Below are 18,350 nucleotides of genomic sequence, written 5' to 3'. Positions count from 1 at the left end.
GGGACGCTGCCGGGCCCCGCGCCTCGTGTGCGCAGGAGGTTCAGCGAGAGCCGATCGAGGACACTCGCCGCCGCAGACGCCCGCGCAGTGTCCGGGCGGCGTCCTCGGCCGCGGCTGCCGCACGCGCGGCCTCCTCGGCGGCGGCCTCGCGTCGTTCGAGACATGCAGCCCTCGCCGCGCGCGCCATGTCGAGCGCCTCGTAGATGCCGACTCCCGCGGCCTCGGGCGAGTGGAGCGTGCGGATGTCCTCGGCGGCCTGCCGCCCGCGCGCCTCGGCCTCGTCGGGGAACTCGACGATGCGCCGCATGTGCGCGGCCCCGACGTCGAGGTCCGGATCGCCCCACGGTGTCCCTGCCGGGTACGGCTCGGCGTCCCGCGGGATCACCCCGGGGGAGCACGGCACAAGGTAGGCGTTGGCGGCCGTCGTGAACTGCATGTTGCCGGAGTAGGCGCTCACCACGACGGGCCGGCCCCACGCCATGGACTCGGCGATGGTCAGCCCCAGGCCCTCCGCGCGGTGCAGGGAGACGTAGGCGGTGCACCGCGCCGAGAGCGCCGTCAGCTCGTCCTGGTGCAGGTACTCGTCGATGACGATGACGTCCGGGCGCTGCGCCGCGAGCAGCCGGAGGCGTTCCGCCTCGGCCGGGCGGCGGCCGGCGTTCAGCGTCTTGACGACCAGCGTCGGACCCTCGCCGGGTGCGAACGCTCGGCTGAACGCGGCCACCAGACCCCACGGGTTCTTGCGCTCGGCCGTGGAGAGGTAGTCGAACGCGAAGAAGAACCAGGGCCTGTCGGTGGGGATCCCGAGCCGCGCGGGGACTTCGGGGGCGTCGCCGTCCGTGCGCTGCGGCAGCGGCGGCGGCACGGTGCGCACGGGAACGGGGGACCGGGCGCCGATCGCGTCCCGGACGAAGTCGGTGGCCGCCCAGATCTCGTCGACGTGCGCGAACGCGTGGTCCCGGTCGGCCGGGAAGGCCTCCACCTCCCAGTACCACATCCCGATGCGGTGGGTGCCGGCGACGACGTCGTCCACGGCCGCGGAGACGGCCGGCGTCTGGTCGGCGTTGACGGCGATGAGGGTCGTGTCGAACCGGACCGGTTCGGTGTGGCGGAACCGTGCGGTGGCTCGCGACTGGAGGTCTTTCGTCACGGCGAACGTGCTGGTCGGAACTCCCGCAGCAGCGAGCGCGGCGTCCATGAGGCGCGCCGACGTCCCGACGCCGACCTCTCCGGCCAGGTAGCCGACGAGATTGACGCCGTGGGGGCGGATCGTTCCTTCGGGTTCCGGTTCCGGCTGGGCGCTCGCCGTGAGCTCGGCGGCGCGTGCCAGGAGGTGCGGGTCGTAGGCCGCCTCGCGCACGCCGTGGTCGCGGGCCCACTGCGCCAGGTGGGCGCTGTCCCGGCCGGGCACGGACGGGAAGGCCGCCCGGAGGTCGGGGCGCGTCGCGTAGATCCCTTCGAGGTAGCGCGCGACCGGTGTCCGGTCGCCCGCCGGCACGAGCTCGAGGAGCCACTCGTCGAGCCGGCCGTACACGTCGTCGAGGTCGTCGCCCCGCACCTGGGCGGTGCGCGCGATCGAGCGCACGAGCTGTGCGTCCTGCCTGCCCGGGGCGATGTCCGGGCCCGGCAGGTCAGCAGCCGCGACGATGGCGGCGAGCTCGGGGTTCCGGCTCAGCCACGGGCCGGTCGATCCGGCGCGCGCCGTGTTGAAGAGCCACGGGACGGACGGATCGTGCTCGGCGAGGTCGAGTGCGACGACATCCCGGCCTTCGCGGGCCAGCGTCGTACGGGTGCCAGGAACCAGGCGGGTCCGATGGTCGCAGTTCCACCGGGAGACGATCACGGCGTCGTCCACCACCAGCCGGTGGGGCACGTAGGCCACGATGGTGTCGAGCGACCGCGCTGCGCTGGCCCAGCCTTCGGCCAGGCTGCGCAGCTCGTCGAGGTGCGCCCGAGCCGCCGTGCCCAGCACGAAGAGGTCGGTGGAGAGCACGGAGGGCTGCGCCATGACACCGGCGCCGGCGCGCGCGCGGCGCGTCACGGCGACTGTGGTGGCCTCGTCCGTCACCAGCCTCTCGGGGGAACAGAGCAGCACGATGCCCGGAGCGATCCCGACGACGGCCTCGTCGGCGTGTTCGAGAAGCGCCGCGGCCCAGGCCACCGTCAGCCCCGGGGCATGCGCGTCGTCGTCATGCGTGAGCGCGATCGTCCTCGCGGCGACGGCGAGGTCGCCGACTTGCGCGATCTCTTCGTCGGCGACCCGGAGATACGTGTCGTCCACGTCGAGCACGTGGCACGTCAGATGAGGTGCCACTGCCTGCAGCGACTGGACGGTCACTCGTGCGTGGGCGGCCGTGTCAGCGGTTGCAGTGACTGCGACTCTCATGGCGAGACCCTAGCCGAGAGCCGATAGAATCCCGGCGATGCTCCACCGAATCCTTACCCAGACGCGGAACGTCGATCGATCCGGGTTTGTGTGGAACACGGTCGTCGGAATCTGGTTCACCGTCCAGCCGACCCTCATCTCGTTCGTGATCACCCACACGCTCGGAGCGAGCGCGACGGGCACGTTCGCGTTTGCGGTCGCTCAGGCGTACCTGTTCTGGGGCATCGGCATCTACGGGATGCGGCGCTATCAGGCCTCGGACGTGACGCGCCGGTTCTCGTTCTACGAGTACCTCGCCTCGCGCTGGATCACGCTCGGCGCCATGATCCTGGCCGGCCTCGCGTACGCGGCCGTGAACCTCCTGACCGACGGAGCGACCGGCGACACGGTGGTCCTCGTGCTGCTGGTGCTGGCCCTGCGCGCGGTCGACGCGTTCGAAGATGTCTACCTCGGGTACTTCCAGCAGATCGGACGCCTCGACATCGGCTCGAAGATGTCGACCTGCCGTTCGGTGCTGTCCACGGTCGTCATCGTCGTCGCGATCATCGTGACGCGCGACGTGGCGCTCTCGGTAGCGCTCGGGACCATCGTGTCGCTGGCGCTCCTGCTGGCGATGCTCCCGAAGTCGTTCGCGAGCCCGCTCTCGGGCGAGGACAAGGCCATCGCACGAGCACGCGTCTGGCGCCTCCTCGGCACCTGCTTCCCCTTGTTCGCAGGCACCTTCGTGGCGCTCTACGTCTCGAACGCGCCGCGGTACGCCATCAACGCGGCGATGGACTCGACGGCCCAGGGGTTCTTCACGTGGCTGTCGATGGCGCCGTTCCTCATCACGCTGCTGAGCCTGATCATCTTCAACCCCGTCATCACCAAGATGGCGACACAATGGACCACGGGTGATCTGCGCGCGTTCCGCTCGTGGACCTGGCGCCTGACCGCCCTCATCGGCGCGGTGGCGGCCCTCGCGGTCGCCGGAGGCTGGGTCGTGGGGGTCCCGCTCCTCGAGCTCATCACCGGCGGCTGGGACTTCTCGCCGTACCGCACCGAGCTTCTCGTCCTGCTCGTCGCCGGCGGCCTGTCGGCCTGGGCGGGCTTCTACTCCACGGTCCTGACGATCGTGCGCCAGCAGGTCTGGTACACGATCGGCGTTCTCGTGGCGGCCGCCGTCGGCCTCACGGGCGAGCTCTGGGTCCGGCGCGGTGGCCTGCTCGGGGCAAGCTGGCTGTACCTGGTGCTTTTCGCCGTCCAGTGCGTGGTGTTCGCCACCGTCCTGGCAATCGTGATCCGAAACAGACGGAGTGACCTTGCGTGACGTGAGGCAGAACCCCAGAACGATCGCCTTCTTCTCAGGCTTCTCGCTGCCGCACGTGGGAGGCGTCGAGACCTACACCCGGCGCGTCGCGGAGGAGCTGGTCAAGCGCGGCTACCGGGTCATCGTGGTGTCCGCGCGCTACGACGACGGCCCGTGGAAGGAGGTCGTCGCCGGGATCGAGGAGATCCGCCTGCCGGTGTTCCCCGTCGCGCGGAGCCGCTACCCGCTGGTCAAGCCTGATCGCCGGTTCTTCCGCACCATGGCGTACCTGCGCCGGGCCGGGATCGAGCGCGTCGTCGTCAACACGCGCTTCTACGTGACGAGCCTCGTCGGCGCATGGTTCGGGCGTCGCCTGGGCGTCCCGGTCTCGCTCATCGAGCACGGTTCGGCGCCGCTGACCTTGGACTCCAAGGTGCTCGACACCGGCCTCGACGTCGTCGAGCGCGTGCTGACCCGCCTGATCCGTGGCAGCGTCACCGACGTCTACGGCGTCTCGCAGGCAGCCGCCGCGCACGTCCAGGAGCGGTTCGGCATCACGCCCGCAGGCGTCTGGTACAACAGCATCGACCTCGACGAGAACGACGCCGAGGCGAGTCCACGGCCTGCCCGTTCGCGGCTGACGGTCGCGTACGTCGGACGGGTGATCCGCCAGAAGGGCGTGGACACCCTCCTCGAGGCATTCGCGACCGTCCAGACGGAGCTGTCGGACCGCGGGTACGACCTCGAGTGCGTCATCGCCGGAGACGGCGCCTACCTGCCGGAGCTCCAGGAACGGTACGGGCGCGTGCCCGGGGTCGAGTTCCGAGGGCGCATCTCCCAGAGCGAGGTCCACGAGCTCCTTGCTCGAACGGACATCTTCGTCTACGCCCCCGTCGTTCCCGAAGGACTGCCCAGCTCGTTGCTCGAGGCCGGTGCGGCGGCGTGCGCGGTCGTCGGCACGCCGCAGGGCGGGATCGTCGAGATCCTGCGCAACGACGAGACCGGGCTCGTGGTCGGCTCGTCGACGAGCGAGCTGGCACGGGCGCTGGCCTCACTGATCGAGTCCCCGGAGCGCCGCCACCGCCTGGCGCAGGCGCTCCACGCCGAGGTGCTCTCACGGTTCACCACGGCCCGCGTCGTCGACCAGATGGAGCGGGACCTCCGCCTCACCGACACCGCGCCGCGACGACAGCGGGTGCTGCACCTGCTGGGGACCGACCGTGTCTCGGGCGCGGAGAACGTGATCATCACGCTCATGGAGCTGCTGCGCGACTCCGACTTCGAGATGACGTACTGCTCGCTCGACGGGCCGATCCGCGACGTGCTCGCCGCGCGCGACCTTGCGTTCGTCCCCTTGCCGCGGCTGACGCCTGCGGGTCTGCGCTCGGTCCTGGCGACCGAGCGCGTCGACGTGATCCACGCGCACGACTTCAAGGCGAGCGTCGTGGCGACGCTCGTGGGCTTCCGCGGGCCGATCGTCTCGCACCTCCACTCGAACCCGGGCTTCGTCAAGTCGTGGAACCCGTTGAGCGCGGTGTTCCGGGTGGCGTGCCGGCGCTTCCGTCGCGTGGTGTTCGTGTCCGACGAGGCGACGCGCGGGACGGTCTTCGCCGACTCGATCGCCGACAAGGTGCGGGTCATCTACAACGTGGTCGATCGCGACCGGGTGACGTCGCTCTCCATGGAGAGGCAGATCCCGGCGACCGGCGTGCTGTTCCTCGGCAGGCTCACCGCGCTCAAGCAACCTCGCGTGGTGGTCAGGGCGGTGGCGGCCGCAAGCTCCGCCGTCCCGGGACTGACGGCGAGGCTCGTCGGGGACGGCGACCGGCGGGACGAGTGCGCACGCGAAATAGCCGAGCGCGGGCTCGGCGATCGCGTCTTCCTCGAGGGGTTCCAGGACAACCCGTTCCCGTTCGTCCGTGCCGCGCGAGTCGCGCTGATGCCATCGACGTACGAGGGGCTCGGGCTCTCGGCGATCGAGTGTCTGGCGCTCGGAGTCCCCGTGCTGAACTCGGGCGCGGGCGGGCTGGGCGATCTCTTCGCGTCCCACCCGGAGTTCCTCTGCGCAACGGTCGACGAGTACGCCGCGAAGATCGTGGAGCTGCAAGACCCGGTCGTCTACCAGGCCTACCAGGACGCCTGTGCCGAGATCGTCGAGCCTTACGCGGACCTCGATCGATACCGGCGCCAGATCCGGGAGCTCTACGAGTGACCGCTGCGAGTCGTCTGCGTCAGGAACCGCCCGCCCGGCTGCGACGCACAAGGTCGTCAGGTATTGCGACTCTGGCATCATGACGCCATGAGATCCGAAGGCTCAGGGACGCCTCGCCCCACGGAAGCCGAGAGCCCCGCGGAGCCACCCTCAGGACCCCGCAACCCCGACGTCTGGGTGGTCATCCCGCTCTACAACGAGGCAACCGTCGTCGGCTCCGTCATCGAGGACGTTCTCGGTACCTTCAGCAACGTCGTCTGCATCGACGACGGTTCGAGTGACGACTCCGCGGCCGTTGCTGAGGCGGCCGGCGCGGTCGTCGTCAGGCACCCGATGAACCTCGGCCAGGGCGCTGCGCTGCAGACCGGGTTCGTCTGGGCGCGGCGCCGCGGGGCTCGCTACGTCGTGACCTTCGACTCCGACGGTCAGCACCAGGTCTCGGATGCGCGCGACATGGTGGCCGTCGCGCGCCGTGAGGACGTCTCGATCGTCTTCGGGTCGAGATTCCTCGACGACCGGACCGACCCGGGTTTCCTGAAGAAGATCGTGCTGGGGCTCGCCGTCCTGTTCACGCGCTGGACGACGGGCCTGAAGCTCACCGACGCGCACAACGGCCTGCGCGTCATCCGCGACGACGCACTGCAGCTGGTCGACATCAAGCAGGACCGCATGGCGCACGCGTCCGAGATCGTGAACCAGCTTGCCGACACCAAGCTTGCGTGGCGCGAGCATCCAGTGCATGTCCTCTACACGGACTACTCGCGGGCGAAGGGGCAGTCGCTCTGGAACTCGGTGAACATCCTGATCGACCTCATCGTCAACTAGCTGGAGAACTGATGCTCTCGCAGATCCTCCTGGTCGCCGGAATGGTGGTGGTCACGTTCCTGCTCGGACGGATCACGACGTCGTCGCGGAACATTGCGTTCCGGCGGCTGTTCCTCATCGCCTTCCTGGTCGTCGCCGTCCTCGCCATCCTGTTCCCGTCGTGGGTGCAGGCGCTCGCCGACCTCGTCGGTATCGGTCGCGGCACCGACCTCGTGCTCTACGTGCTCGTGGTCGTCTTCGTGGGCAGCCTCGCGATGAACTCACGTCGCGCCACTGAAGGCGCGCGCCGAACCACGCTCCTGGCTCGTGCGGTCGCGATCGAGAACGCCGAGCGGGACTTCCTGACGAAGGACTCAGCGCGGTGAACGACCGCCACGCACGCCGCAGCGGCGCTCGGTCGCCGTCCGGGCGAGGGCCGGTGCGTTCCTCCCGGGCCTGGCGGGCCGGGGCAGCGGCGGTCACCGTGATCGGTGCGCTCCTCTTCGTCTTCAGCTGGGCCACGGCGTCACCTCCGGGGTCGTCGCCCGACGAGGACTGGCACCTCGCCTCGATCTGGTGCCCGACGCCGCTGGACGGGGCATGTTCCACGAAGGTCAACGACGACCAGACGACGTCCGTCAAGGTGCCGCAGAAGATCGTGTCGGCCGCCGCCTGCACGGCCTTCAACCCTGCGGCTTCGGGCGCCTGCGTCGACGGTCTCGGCACGGAGCCGGCCTGGACCAACCGGGTCGACAACGGTGCCTACCCGGGCGGCTTCTACGACGTGATGCACTGGTTCGTCGGCGGGGACATGACGGCGTCGGTCATGATGATGCGGCTGGTCAACGGCACGCTCGGGGTAGCGCTCCTGGGCGCGCTCGTCGCATTGCTGTCACCCGGGAACCGACGCCTTGTCGCCTATGGCGGTCTCGTCGTCGCCGCGCCCATGGTCGTCTACCTCGTTGCCTCCATCAACCCGTCGGGCTGGGCGATCACCGGTGTGGCAGCCGCCTGGATCGGCCTGCACGGGTTCTTCACCGAGTCGCAGGCCTGGCGGCGCTACACGCTGGCCGGCCTCGCCGCGTTCGGGGCCGTGCTTGCTGCCGCGTCGCGCGGCGACGCAGGAGCGTTCGCCGCCCTGGTCGCCGTGGCCGCCACGGTGCTGCACCTGGACCGGATCCGCGCCGACCTCAAGCGCGTCGCCGCACCCGTGGTGGTCGCGGCGATCGGCGTGGCCGGCTTCCTGTCCGGCACGCAGAGCTCGGCGGTGTCCAGCGGTCTGACCGACTATCCGCCAGGCGACCTCGGGCTGCTCCTGAGCAACATCCGAGCCCTGCCCGCGCTCCTGCTCGACTCGCTGACCGGTCCCCTCAACTGGCTCGACACCCCGATGCCCGCGATCACGTGGGTTCCCGTCACGATGCTCGCCACGGCCCTGGTGTTCTGGGGCCTGCAGTCGATGAACTGGCGCAAGGGAATCGCGCTGCTGGGAATGGTCGTGGCCTTCTGCGCGCTCCCGCTCCTGCTGCTCCAGGTCTCTGGGGCGCCCGTCGGTGCCGAGGTGCAGGGCCGGTACCTGACGCCGATCGTTCCCGTGATCGTCATGACGGCCCTGTGGAACCCGATCCGCAACGGGGTCGACCGGCTGACCCGAGTGCAGACCCTCGTCGTCGCGGTTGCGCTCGTCGTGGCGAACGCTGCCGCGCTGCACACGCAGATCCGGCGATTCGTCACGGGTCTCGACGCGCCCTACTTCAACCTGGACTGGAACGTCGAGTGGTGGGCCTCCCCGGTCTCACCGATGGCCACGCTGGTGCTGGGCAGCCTAGGCTTCGCGATCCTGGTGATCGGCTTGTTCCTGGTGCGAGGCTCGGACCTTCCGGACATCCCGGACGCGGGAGGCACGCAGGACCCCTCTGAGAGCGGGGACGAGAGCATCGCGCAGGCCGCGCCAGCGCGCTAGCGTGACGCGGCGGTCCTCGCCGCCGAGCACCGTGCGGCGTACAGCGCCGGCAGACTGCCTGACGTAGCTGGCGAGCACGCGGCGCGCGGGAGCGTGCCTCGCCATGACGACGAGCGAGTTGCGGGTGTTGTAGTACCGGAACGTCGGGCTCACCCCGCCCTGGGTCGAGGCCATGTGGCGATGGTGGGCGCGGGCTGCGTGTTCATGGATCACCGTCCAGCCGTGCTCGCGGAGCTTCCACGACAGGTCCGTGTCCTCGTAGTAGAGGAACAGGCTCGGGTCGAAGCCGCCGGCCTCGCGCAGCGCGTCGGTGCGCAGCAGGCAGGCGCCCCCGTTGAAACCGAAGACCTCCCGCTCCGGGCGTACCTCGTCGAGCGGGACGCGGTAGTCGCGGTCGGCGGCCGCGCCGGTGCCGGTCAGCACGTTGCCGGTGGAGTTCACCAGGACCCTGCCCATGCTGTCGCGCTCTTCGAGCAGCACCGTCGCCGTGACGGCTCCGACGTGCTCGCCCGCCAGAGCGGCGGCGTCTGCCGCCTTGACAAGGAGGCGCACGGCGTCCGGTTCGAAGCGTGCGTCGTTGTTCAGCAGGGCCACGTACTCGGGTCGTCCGCCGGCGGCCGCATCGAGCAGGTCAGCGGTGCCGGCGGCGACGCCTCCGGCGAAACCGAGGTTCGCGCCGAGGGTCAGGACGCGCACGCTCGGGTAGCGCTCGGCCAGCAGGCGTGCCGTCCCGTCCGAGCTCGCGTTGTCGACCACGAGGACTTCCAGGACCTCTGGGCCGAGGTCCTGAGCGAGCAAGGAGTCAAGGCACGCGGGCAGCAGGTGTGCGCCGTTCCAGGTGACGACGACGGCGCGCACCCTGGGGCCGCTCATGCCCTCTCGCCCGCGTGGTCGAGTGCCGCGCGGTACGCGCCGATGTGCCGCTCGGCCGAACGTGCCCACGTGTAGCGGCTGGCGTTGACCTGGCCCGCGGCGGAGAGCGCGGCGTGCCGGGGGCCCGCCGCCTCGCGCAGGCCGGCCGCGACGTCGTGCGGATCGCGCGGGTCGATGAGCACCACGCCCTCGCCCCCCACCTCCTCCATCGCCGTCGCGCGGGAGGTGACCACGGGAACACCGTGGGCCTGCGCCTCGAGGACGGGCATGCCGAAGCCCTCCCAGAGGGACGGGAAGCAGAACACGTGGGCGGCAGCGTAGGCCTCGTGCAGCTCGCGCCAGCTCAGTGCGCCCAGGACGTGGACACGCTCGGCGGGCAGTGTGTCGAGACGCGCTCGGAGATCGTCGGCCGCACGGCCCCAGCCGTCAGGGCCGACCAGCACCAGGTCGAGATCGGTGTCGCCGACCACGCCGGCGAACGCCTCCAGAAGCACCCCGAGATTCTTGCGCGGCTCGATGGCCCCGCACCACATGACGTAGGGGCGCTCGATGCGGTGGCGCCCGCGGAAGGCTGCGACCTGGGCGTCATCGACCGAATGCGCCGTGACCCCGTGCGGTGCCACGTGGATCCTCGCGGGGTCGATGCCCGCGGCGACGCAGTCCTCCCGGGTGGCGATCGACGGGACCACGATCGAGTCGGCCTCGCGCCGTGCGATCTCCAGAGCACGCTCGAAGAAGGAGACGCCGCGCCTGGTGAAGTGCTCAGGGCTGCGGCGGAAGGCGACGTCGTGGATGGTGACCGTCATCGGGGCGGTGCGCGGCGGTACGGCCCACGTCGTGGCGTGCAGCACGGCCGGGCGGGGGCCGGGGACGGCGGGGCGCCGCCACCGCGTCCACGCCTCGTAGAGGACGGCCCGGGGCAGCCGGGAGCGGCGCAGCGTCATCGACCCGGGCAAGCCGCGCAGGTCGTCGTCGGAGCCTCGTGCGCGTACCCCCGTGAGCACGACGTCGCCGCGCTCGGCGAGCTCCGCGGCAAGCTCGCGGATATACGTCCCAGAGCCCCCGGGGACGGGCTGCCACAGCTGCTCCACCGTCATGGCCACGTCGAGGATGTCGGAGGCGCGCACGGCCCTGAGCCTAGCCGTGCGCGCCGACGCATCCGAGACAGGCGGCCGCGGTCGTGGCGCCGTCGGCACGGTAGCCTCGTACGGCCCGCCGAACCACCTGGAGTCCTGGATGCACGTCCTGCTCGACGCCACCGCCGTCCCCGCCGACCGGGGCGGCGTCGGCCGCTACGTCGACGAGCTGGTGCCCGAGCTCGACCGAAGCGGGATCAGGCTGACGATCGCCGCCCAGGCCCGCGACGCGGAGCTCTTCGGCCGCATCGCTCCACGGGGGGACGTCGTCGCGGTCCCCGCCACGCTCGAGAGCCGCGCCCGGCGCATGCTCTGGGAGCAGACGGGGCTGCCCGCGCTGGCCCGCCGCGTGCGCCCCGACGTCGTGCACAGCCCGCACTACACGATGCCGCTCGCCACGCGGGTTCCCGTCGTCGTCACGCTGCACGACGCGACCTTCTTCACGACGCCCGAGCTGCACCTGCGGTCCAAGGCGGTGTTCTTCCGCAACGCGATCCGCGTCGCGGCACGGCGCGCGGCCGCCCTGGTGACGCCCAGCAAGGCCACACGCGACGAGGTCGTGCGGCTCGTCGGGGCCGACCCTGCGCGCTTCCATGTCGCGTATCACGGGGTCGACCACGACCGCTTCCACGCGGTGCCCGCCGCCGACGCGGCGCGCGTCCGGGCGACGCTCGACATCGGGGACGCCGCCTATGTCGGCTTCCTGGGCACGCTCGAGCCGCGCAAGAACGTTCCCGCGCTCGTCCGGGGCTGGGTGCGGGCGTGCGCGGACCTCGACGACCCGCCGGCGCTCGTGCTCGCCGGGGGCAAGGGCTGGGACGACGCGATCGACGCCGCCGTCGCCGCCGTGCCCGCCCGCCTGACGGTGCGCCGGCCCGGGTACCTGCCGCTCGACGACCTGCCCGGGTTCCTGGCCGGGGCCACCGTCCTGGCCTACCCGAGCCTGGGCGAGGGGTTCGGCCTTCCCGTGCTCGAAGCCATGGCGTGCGGAGCCACCGTCCTGACGACGCGCGAGCTCTCGCTGCCCGAGGTCGGCGGCGACGCCGTCGCCTACTGCGGCACGGACGACGCGTCGATCGGCGCCGAGCTGCGCGCGCTGATCGACGACGGTGAGCGCCGGTCCCGGCTCGCCACGGCAGCAGTCGAGCGCGCAGGATCGTTCACCTGGGAGGCTGCCGCCGCCGCCCACGTGGAGGCCTACGACGTTGCAGCACACCGGAGGCCGTGACGTCCGCAGCGCCGTCACGCCGGGGCGAGGGACGTCGTCTCCTATGCTCGGTGCATGACTGAGCAGCAGGTTCCCGGGGGCCCGATCGACGACTTCTACGCGATCATCCCGGCGGGCGGCGCAGGCACCCGCCTGTGGCCGCTGTCTCGGCAGGGCGCGCCGAAGTTCCTCCACGACCTCACCGGTGCGGGTCAGACCCTCATCCAGCAGACCTTCGCCCGCCTGGCGCCGATCGCCCGGGGCCAGATGCTGGTCACCGGCGAGAAGCATGTCGCCGCCTGCCGCGCGCAGCTCCCGCAGCTCGCCGAGGCCGACGTCCTCGCGGAACCCGCCCCCCGCGACTCCATGGCCGCGATCGGCCTGGCCGCGGCAGTCCTCCAGCGGCGGCACGGCGACGTCGTCGTCGGGTCGTTCGCCGCCGACCAGGTGATCAACGGCAAGGCAGCGTTCGAGGGCACCGTGCGTGAGGCGGTCGCCGCCGCGCGCGAGGGGTACGTCGTCACGATCGGCATCGCCGCGTCGCGTCCGTCCGTCGCGTTCGGCTACGTGCAGTCGGGCGGCCCGCTGGGCGTGGCAGGCGCACCGTCGGCGCTGCACGCGCTCGGGTTCACCGAGAAGCCGGACGCCACCACGGCGCGCGAGTACGTGTCGTCCGGCGACTACCGTTGGAACGCCGGCATCTTCGTCGTCCGCACCTCGGTGCTGCTGGGCCACCTCGCGCAACAGCGCCCCGCGCTGCACGCCGGCCTGACCGAGATCGCCGCCGCGTGGGACACCGGCGCGCGGGACGAGGTCATGGCGCGAGTGTGGCCGAGCCTGGAGAAGATCGCGATCGACCACGCGATCGCCGAGCCCGTCGCGGCCGCCGGCGGCGTGGCCGTCGTACCCGGGATCTTCGCCTGGGACGACATCGGCGACTTCAACTCGCTCGCGGCGCTGCTGCCGAGCGTCGACGACTCCGGCAACAAGGTCGTGGGCGACGGGTCCGACGTCGTACGGATCGAGGTCGGCGGCACCGTCGTCGTGCCGGGGACGGGGCGCGTGATCACGCTGCTGGGTGTCGACGACCTCGTCGTCGTCGACACGCCCGACGCGCTGCTCGTGACCACGCGGGCGCGCGCGCAGCAGGTCAAGTCCGTCGTGGACGCCGTCCGCGAGGCGGGCCTGGACGAGCTGCTCTGACCGCGTGGCAGGCAGCGATCGAGGTCGACGCCGACGGCGTCAGGCGAGCGACTCGACGTACGCCTGCACCGCGGCGTAGTCGGGCAGGAGGCCCTGCGCGGCGGCCTCGGCGAGCGTCGGGGCCGTCGCGTCCTTCTCGGACAGCAGCGGCTCGAGCGCGTTGCCGTGGCGGTCCGTCGTCGGCCACTCGATCCCGACGGCCGGATCGAGCGGGTGCACACCGTGCTCGTGGCCCGGGTTGTAGCCGGCCGAGCACAGGTACATGACCGTCGAGTCGTCCTCGAGCGACATGAACGCGTGGCCGAGACCCTCGGCGAGGTAGATCGCCCGGCGGTCGGCGTCGTCGAGCAGGACGGTGTCCCAGCGGCCGAACGTCGGCGAGCCGACGCGGATGTCCACGACGACGTCGAGCACCGCGCCCTTGGTGCACATCACATACTTGGCCTGGCCCGGGGGGACGTCGGCGAAGTGGATGCCGCGCAGCACGCCGGCTGCCGAGACGGAGCAGTTCACCTGCTGCAGGTCGAGCGGATGCCCCACGGCCTCCTCGAACACCGGCGCCTTGAACCACTCGAGGAACACGCCGCGCGGGTCGCCGAGCTGTCTCGGGGTGATCTCCAAGGCGCCGGGCACGGCAAGTTCGCGGATCTGCATCGGGAAACGTCTCCTCGTCGGAAGGGCGGGACGCGGGCTCTAGGATCCTACGCGTGAACTCCTCCGCGAATCCCTCCCTCACGGGCCGCTGGCTCGTCGTCGGCGCGCACGGCATGCTCGGCCAGGACGTGGTGGCCGCCGCCCGCGCCGCCGGTGCCGATGTCGACGCCGTCGACCGCGAGCACCTCGACATCACCGACGCTGCCGCCGCCCTCGCGGGGGTGCGTGGCTACGACGTCGTCGTGAACTGTGCCGCGTGGACCGCCGTCGACGCGGCGGAGGACCAGGAGGCCGCCGCGTTCGCGGTCAACGCCGTCGGGCCGCACAACCTGGCGAGGGCCGCGGCCGCAGCCGATGCGAAGATCGTGCAGATCTCGACCGACTACGTCTTCGAGGGGCACGGCACCTCGCCCTACGCGGAGGACGCACCGATGGCGCCCGCGTCGGCGTACGGACGCACCAAGGCTGCGGGGGAGTGGGCGGTACGGGCGGGCAACCCGGACCACCTGATCGTCCGCACCGCCTGGCTCTACGGCGCCGGCGGGCCCAACTTCCCCAAGACCATGGCACGCCTCGGGGCGGAGCGCGACGTGCTGACCGTCGTCGACGACCAGAAGGGCCAGCCGACCTGGACGGTCGACCTGGCCGACCTCATCGTGCGGCTCGTGGCGGCCGCGGTGCCGTCAGGCACGTACCACGGCACGTCATCGGGCGAGGTGACCTGGAACGGGTTCGCGAAGCAGATCATGGCCGCCGCCGGGCTGAGCGCGCGCGTCGACCCGGTGAGCTCGGCGGCCTTCGCCGCGAAGGCGCCACGGCCCGCCTACTCGGTGCTCGGCCACGACGCGCTGCGGGCCGTCGGCGTCGAGCCGATCGGGGACTGGGCCGACCGCTGGAAGGTCGCGGCGCCCGTCGTCCTGGCCTGAGCACCGCCCGACGACGTGCGAGAGCCCTCCCCGCCGGCGCGGCGGGGAGGGCTCTCGCACGTCGTCACTGATCCAGCAGACCCAGCAAGTAGGTCCCGTACCCCGACTTGGTGAGCTTCTGCGCACGGGCGCGCAGCTCGTCGTCGGACAGGAAGCCGCGGCGCCACGCGACCTCCTCGGGGCTGCCGATCTTCAGGCCCTGGCGGTTCTCGATGGTGCGCACGTAGTCGCTGGCCTCGAGAAGCGAGTCGAACGTGCCCGTGTCGAGCCACGCGGTGCCGCGGGGCAGCACCTCGACCTGCAGCTTGCCCGCCTCGAGGTAGCGACGATTGACGTCCGTGATCTCGTACTCACCGCGGGGCGACGGCTTGAGGTTCTTGGCGATCTCGACGACGTCGTTGTCGTAGAAGTACAGGCCGGGCACGGCGTAGTTCGACTTCGGGTGCGCCGGCTTCTCCTCCAGGGAGAGCGCCTTGAAACTCGCGTCGAACTCCACCACGCCATAGGCGGTCGGGTCGGACACGCGGTAGGCGAAGACGGCGCCGCCGTCGATGTCGTGGAAGCGCATGAGCGTGCTGCCCAGGCCGGGGCCGTAGAAGATGTTGTCGCCCAGCACCAGCGAGACCGAGTCGGTGCCCACGAAGTCGGCGCCGAGAACGAAAGCCTGCGCGAGACCGTTGGGCTCGGCCTGCACCGTGTAGCTGATGGAGACGCCGAACTGCGAGCCGTCGCCGAGCAGGCGGTGGAACTGCTCGGCGTCGTGCGGGGTGGTGATGACGAGGATGTCCCGGATGCCCGCGAGGATCAGCGTCGAGAGCGGGTAGTAGATCATCGGCTTGTCGTAGACGGGCACGAGCTGCTTGCTCACGCCCATGGTGATGGGGTGCAGTCGGGTGCCGGAGCCGCCGGCGAGGATGATTCCGCGCATGGTTCCCCATTGTGCCGCAGTCGCGGCGGCCCGCGTCGCGCTACCGCGATTCGCGGCGTCGTTCGCGCTCCGACAGCGCGACCTCGGCCCGTTCCCGCACCCAGAGCCCGACGCCCATGACCAGCCGCACCGGCGCCTGCCACCACGCCCCCACCGGTCGAACAGGTACCGCTTCGCGCTCGCGTGATGGGCGCGGATCATCGGCGCGGGCGAGTGCTTCCACGACACGCCCTGTAGGTGCGTCACGCGAGCGGCCGGCACGTAGAGGTTGCGCCAGCCGGCGCGCCCGAGCCGGTCGCCGAGGTCGACGTCCTCGAAAAACATGAAGTAGCGCTCGTCGAACCCGCCGACCTGGGTGAACGCGGCGGGGCGCAGCAGAAGGCAGGCCCCCGAGAGCCAGCCCGCTGCGCGCGGGGCGTCCGCCGAGACGATGGCCTCGCTCTGGCGGTACTCGCGCGTCCACGGGTTGGAGGGCCAGACGGTGTGCAGCAGGGCGTGGCCTGCGCCGACGGTCAGCGACGGGAGCGAGCGCGCCGACGGGTACGTCGTCCCATCCGTGTTCAGGATGCGCGGCCCCAGGCTTCCGGCGCCCGGGTCGGCGGTCGCGGCCTCGACCAGCCGGTCGAGCGAGCCGGGCTCCCAGACGACGTCGGGGTTCGCGACGACGAGCCACGGTGCCGTCGTCCCTGCCGCGCCCTCGTTGGCGGCGCGACCATAGCCGACGTTGCCACCGGGATGGCGCACGACCCGTGCCTCGCCGGCCGCATCGAGCTCGTCGACGACGTCGGTGGACTCGCCGTTGTCGACGATCACCAGCTCGTACGGCAGCCGCGTCGCCAGGGCGAGCGACGAAACGAACGAGCGGAGCTCGTCGCCGGGGTTGAAGACGACGCACACGACGCGGATTAGGGCGCCGGACGGTGCGGCGGAAGGGTGCTGGGACATCGGGACCCGAGCCTAGCCGTGCGATCTGAGCGCTCGCTGCCAAACTGGCGGTCGGCCGTCGGTGGGGTCCGGCACTTGCCGTGCGGGCGGGGGATCGCGTCAGACTGGTCACCATGGACCTGACCGGACTTGTGCCGGGGTCGAGCGTCGGCCAGGTGCGCGGCCACCGGCGCCTCGACCTCCTGCTGACCCTGCTGGTGGTGGGAGTCGCCGCGACCTGGGCGTTGCTCACGCCACCGTTGCGCGCACCCGACGAGCCCCAGCACCTCAACAGCGTGCTGCGCCTCGCCTACGGCGGAGGCTGGCCGCAGCCAGGCGACGCCGTCATGGCACCGGCGGTCCAGCAGGCGCGCATCGACGTCGCGCTGGAGACCGACGTCCCCGGCCGGTTCACCGACCGGATCGCGGTGCCGCAGTTCGCGGACGCGGTGATCGTCCCGGCCGCCGAGCGCGCCCGGGTCGACGCGGCCACGGCGCTGCCGCGGGGGCCGGCGACGCGGCCCGAGGACGTCGACCAGATGAGCCAGCACCCGCCCCTCTACTACGCGCTCGGCGCCGCCGTGCTGCACGCCACCGGCCTCGTCGACGCGCGCTGGGACCAGCAGGTGCTCGCACTGCGCCTGCTCGACGTCGCGCTGCTCGCGCCGCTCGTGCCGCTCGCCGCCTGGTCGGCCCGGCGGCTGACCGGGTCGGTCGCGGCGGGAGCGGTCGCCGCGACGTTCCCGCTGCTCGTGCCCCAGATGCAGCACATCCTCGGGGCGGTCAACAACGACGCTCTCGTCACCCTGGTCGGGGCGGTGGTCACCGCCCTGGTGGTCAAGGTGCTGACCGGGGACCGGAGCCTGCGCACGGCCACGGTCATCGGCGTCGTCGTCGGCATCGGGCTGCTGACCAAGGTCATGGCCGCGTTCCTGCTTCCGGTCGTGGCGCTGGCGTACCTGACCGCGCCGGGAGGCGTGCTGGGGCCGCGCACCGTCGGGCGCAGGCGCGCCCTGGGCGCGGACGTCGGCCGGGTGCTGCTGGCCGGCGGGGTCGCGCTCGCCGTCGGGGGCTGGTGGTGGGTGCGCAACGTCGTCGTCTACGGCACGGTGCAGCCCGTCGGGATGGACCGTGTGCCCGTGGACCTGGTGGTACGGCCCGCGACGACGTACGTCGTCAAGGCGTGGCGGACCCTGGCACTGTCGTTCTTCGGAGACTTCGGGTGGCTCGACCTGCGCACCCCGCAGGCGTTCTGGCTGACGGCCACCCTGGTGCTGCTCGCGCTGGGCGTGGTCGCGCTCACCTCGCGCCGGACCTGGCGGGCCGCCCTCGTCCTGATCGCGCTGCCCACCATCCTCACCGGCGCGATCATCGCCAACGCATGGGGCTACTACCACCAGCACGGGATGATGGTCGGCCTCCAGGGGCGCTACCTGTCCGGTGCGCTGGCGGCACTGGCGGTGGTCGTCGCGGTCGCCGTGCTGCGACTGGTCGGCGGGCTGGAGGCGCGCATGCGGGTCGCTGTTCCCGTGGTGCTGCTGGGCGGGCTCGCGATCACCGCCTACGGGCTGTGGTTCGCGTTCGAGGGCTTCTTCCGGCCGGCGGGGTGGACCGTGGCGCGTGCCTGGGAGCGCTGGGAGGTGCTGAGCCCCGTGGGGCCAGCGGCGCTCGCGACCGTGGGCGCCGCGACGTCCGTCGTCGGTGCGGTCACGCTCGCTGCCGCGGTCGCGCAGGCGGCGCGGCGACCGAGGGCGCCCGTCACGCAGGGAGATGCCGCCGCACTCTGCGAGACTGTGCGCCGATAGGCCGCACCTGGTGGAGAGAACAGAGGCGTCAGACGGGCACG

13 protein-coding genes and 2 pseudogenes are annotated in these 18,350 nt (G+C 71.7%); 9 read left to right on the top strand and 6 right to left on the bottom strand.

Going from position 1 to position 18,350, the window contains the following annotated elements:
• Window positions 1–40 precede the first annotated feature (40 nt).
• Window positions 41–2,386 (bottom strand): glycosyltransferase, encoded by a 2,346-nt coding sequence (locus tag ET495_RS09095; RefSeq protein WP_129204418.1) that lies wholly within the window; start codon window positions 2,384–2,386, stop codon window positions 41–43.
• Window positions 2,387–2,423: 37 nt separating this feature from the next.
• Between ET495_RS09095 and ET495_RS09090 the strand changes: the two genes are divergently transcribed.
• The 5 genes and pseudogenes from ET495_RS09090 to ET495_RS09070 all read left to right on the top strand — a co-directional run.
• Window positions 2,424–3,695, top strand: a complete 1,272-nt coding sequence (locus ET495_RS09090; RefSeq protein ID WP_129204417.1) for a lipopolysaccharide biosynthesis protein — start codon at window positions 2,424–2,426, stop codon at window positions 3,693–3,695.
• A 1-nt stretch (window position 3,696) separates the two neighbouring features.
• Complete coding sequence (locus tag ET495_RS09085; RefSeq protein WP_162616419.1) at window positions 3,697–5,886, top strand: glycosyltransferase; 2,190 nt, start codon at window positions 3,697–3,699, stop codon at window positions 5,884–5,886.
• An 87-nt stretch (window positions 5,887–5,973) separates the two neighbouring features.
• Window positions 5,974–6,711 carry a glycosyltransferase family 2 protein gene (locus ET495_RS09080; RefSeq protein WP_129204413.1) on the top strand — a complete coding sequence of 246 codons (738 nt, stop codon included), beginning with the start codon at window positions 5,974–5,976 and terminating at the stop codon, window positions 6,709–6,711.
• 11 nt (window positions 6,712–6,722) lie between these two features.
• Window positions 6,723–7,076 carry a DUF2304 domain-containing protein gene (locus ET495_RS09075; protein ID WP_129204410.1) on the top strand — a complete coding sequence of 118 codons (354 nt, stop codon included), beginning with the start codon at window positions 6,723–6,725 and terminating at the stop codon, window positions 7,074–7,076.
• Window positions 7,073–8,227, top strand: a pseudogene (locus tag ET495_RS09070) (DUF2142 domain-containing protein); the annotation flags it as partial. The gene ET495_RS09075 and the pseudogene ET495_RS09070, both read left to right, overlap by 4 nt.
• 288 nt (window positions 8,228–8,515) lie before the next feature.
• Here the strand turns inward: ET495_RS09070 and ET495_RS18675 are convergent.
• On the bottom strand, window positions 8,516–9,526 hold the full coding sequence (locus ET495_RS18675; protein ID WP_129204406.1) for a glycosyltransferase family 2 protein: 1,011 nt from the start codon (window positions 9,524–9,526) through the stop codon (window positions 8,516–8,518).
• Window positions 9,523–10,653: a glycosyltransferase family 4 protein gene (locus tag ET495_RS09060; RefSeq protein WP_281276116.1), complete on the bottom strand. Its 1,131-nt coding sequence runs from the start codon at window positions 10,651–10,653 to the stop codon at window positions 9,523–9,525. Before ET495_RS09060 ends, ET495_RS18675 begins: the two co-directional genes overlap by 4 nt.
• 109 nt (window positions 10,654–10,762) lie before the next feature.
• Between ET495_RS09060 and ET495_RS09055 the strand changes: the two genes are divergently transcribed.
• Together ET495_RS09055 and ET495_RS09050 are read left to right on the top strand one after the other, a co-directional pair.
• Window positions 10,763–11,890 carry a glycosyltransferase family 4 protein gene (locus ET495_RS09055; RefSeq protein ID WP_129204404.1) on the top strand — a complete coding sequence of 376 codons (1,128 nt, stop codon included), beginning with the start codon at window positions 10,763–10,765 and terminating at the stop codon, window positions 11,888–11,890.
• 54 nt (window positions 11,891–11,944) lie between these two features.
• On the top strand, window positions 11,945–13,072 hold the full coding sequence (locus ET495_RS09050) for a mannose-1-phosphate guanylyltransferase (RefSeq protein ID WP_129204402.1): 1,128 nt from the start codon (window positions 11,945–11,947) through the stop codon (window positions 13,070–13,072).
• Between the two features lie 39 nt (window positions 13,073–13,111).
• Here the strand turns inward: ET495_RS09050 and ET495_RS09045 are convergent, their stop codons facing one another.
• On the bottom strand, window positions 13,112–13,726 hold the full coding sequence (locus ET495_RS09045) for a dTDP-4-dehydrorhamnose 3,5-epimerase family protein (protein ID WP_129204400.1): 615 nt from the start codon (window positions 13,724–13,726) through the stop codon (window positions 13,112–13,114).
• Window positions 13,727–13,839: 113 nt separating this feature from the next.
• Here ET495_RS09045 and rfbD point away from each other — a divergent pair, with 113 nt between their 5' ends.
• Window positions 13,840–14,652: a dTDP-4-dehydrorhamnose reductase gene (gene rfbD, locus ET495_RS09040; RefSeq protein ID WP_129205957.1), complete on the top strand. Its 813-nt coding sequence runs from the start codon at window positions 13,840–13,842 to the stop codon at window positions 14,650–14,652.
• A gap of 64 nt (window positions 14,653–14,716) precedes the next feature.
• Here rfbD and rfbA read toward each other — a convergent pair whose 3' ends face one another.
• Together rfbA and ET495_RS18665 are read right to left on the bottom strand one after the other, a co-directional pair.
• On the bottom strand, window positions 14,717–15,580 hold the full coding sequence (gene rfbA / locus ET495_RS18670) for a glucose-1-phosphate thymidylyltransferase RfbA (protein ID WP_170220578.1): 864 nt from the start codon (window positions 15,578–15,580) through the stop codon (window positions 14,717–14,719).
• A gap of 270 nt (window positions 15,581–15,850) precedes the next feature.
• A pseudogene (locus tag ET495_RS18665) lies at window positions 15,851–16,525 on the bottom strand (glycosyltransferase family 2 protein); the annotation flags it as partial.
• Between the two features lie 113 nt (window positions 16,526–16,638).
• Here ET495_RS18665 and ET495_RS09030 point away from each other — a divergent pair.
• Entirely contained in the window at window positions 16,639–18,309 is a 1,671-nt protein-coding gene (locus ET495_RS09030) for a DUF2142 domain-containing protein (RefSeq protein ID WP_129204396.1), read from the top strand.
• Window positions 18,310–18,350: the final 41 nt, after the last annotated feature.

The sequence above is a fragment of the Xylanimonas allomyrinae genome (assembly GCF_004135345.1).
GTDB classification, from domain to species: Bacteria; Actinomycetota; Actinomycetes; order Actinomycetales; family Cellulomonadaceae; genus Xylanimonas; species Xylanimonas allomyrinae.
This window is presented reverse-complemented; position numbering and strand designations above follow the sequence as displayed.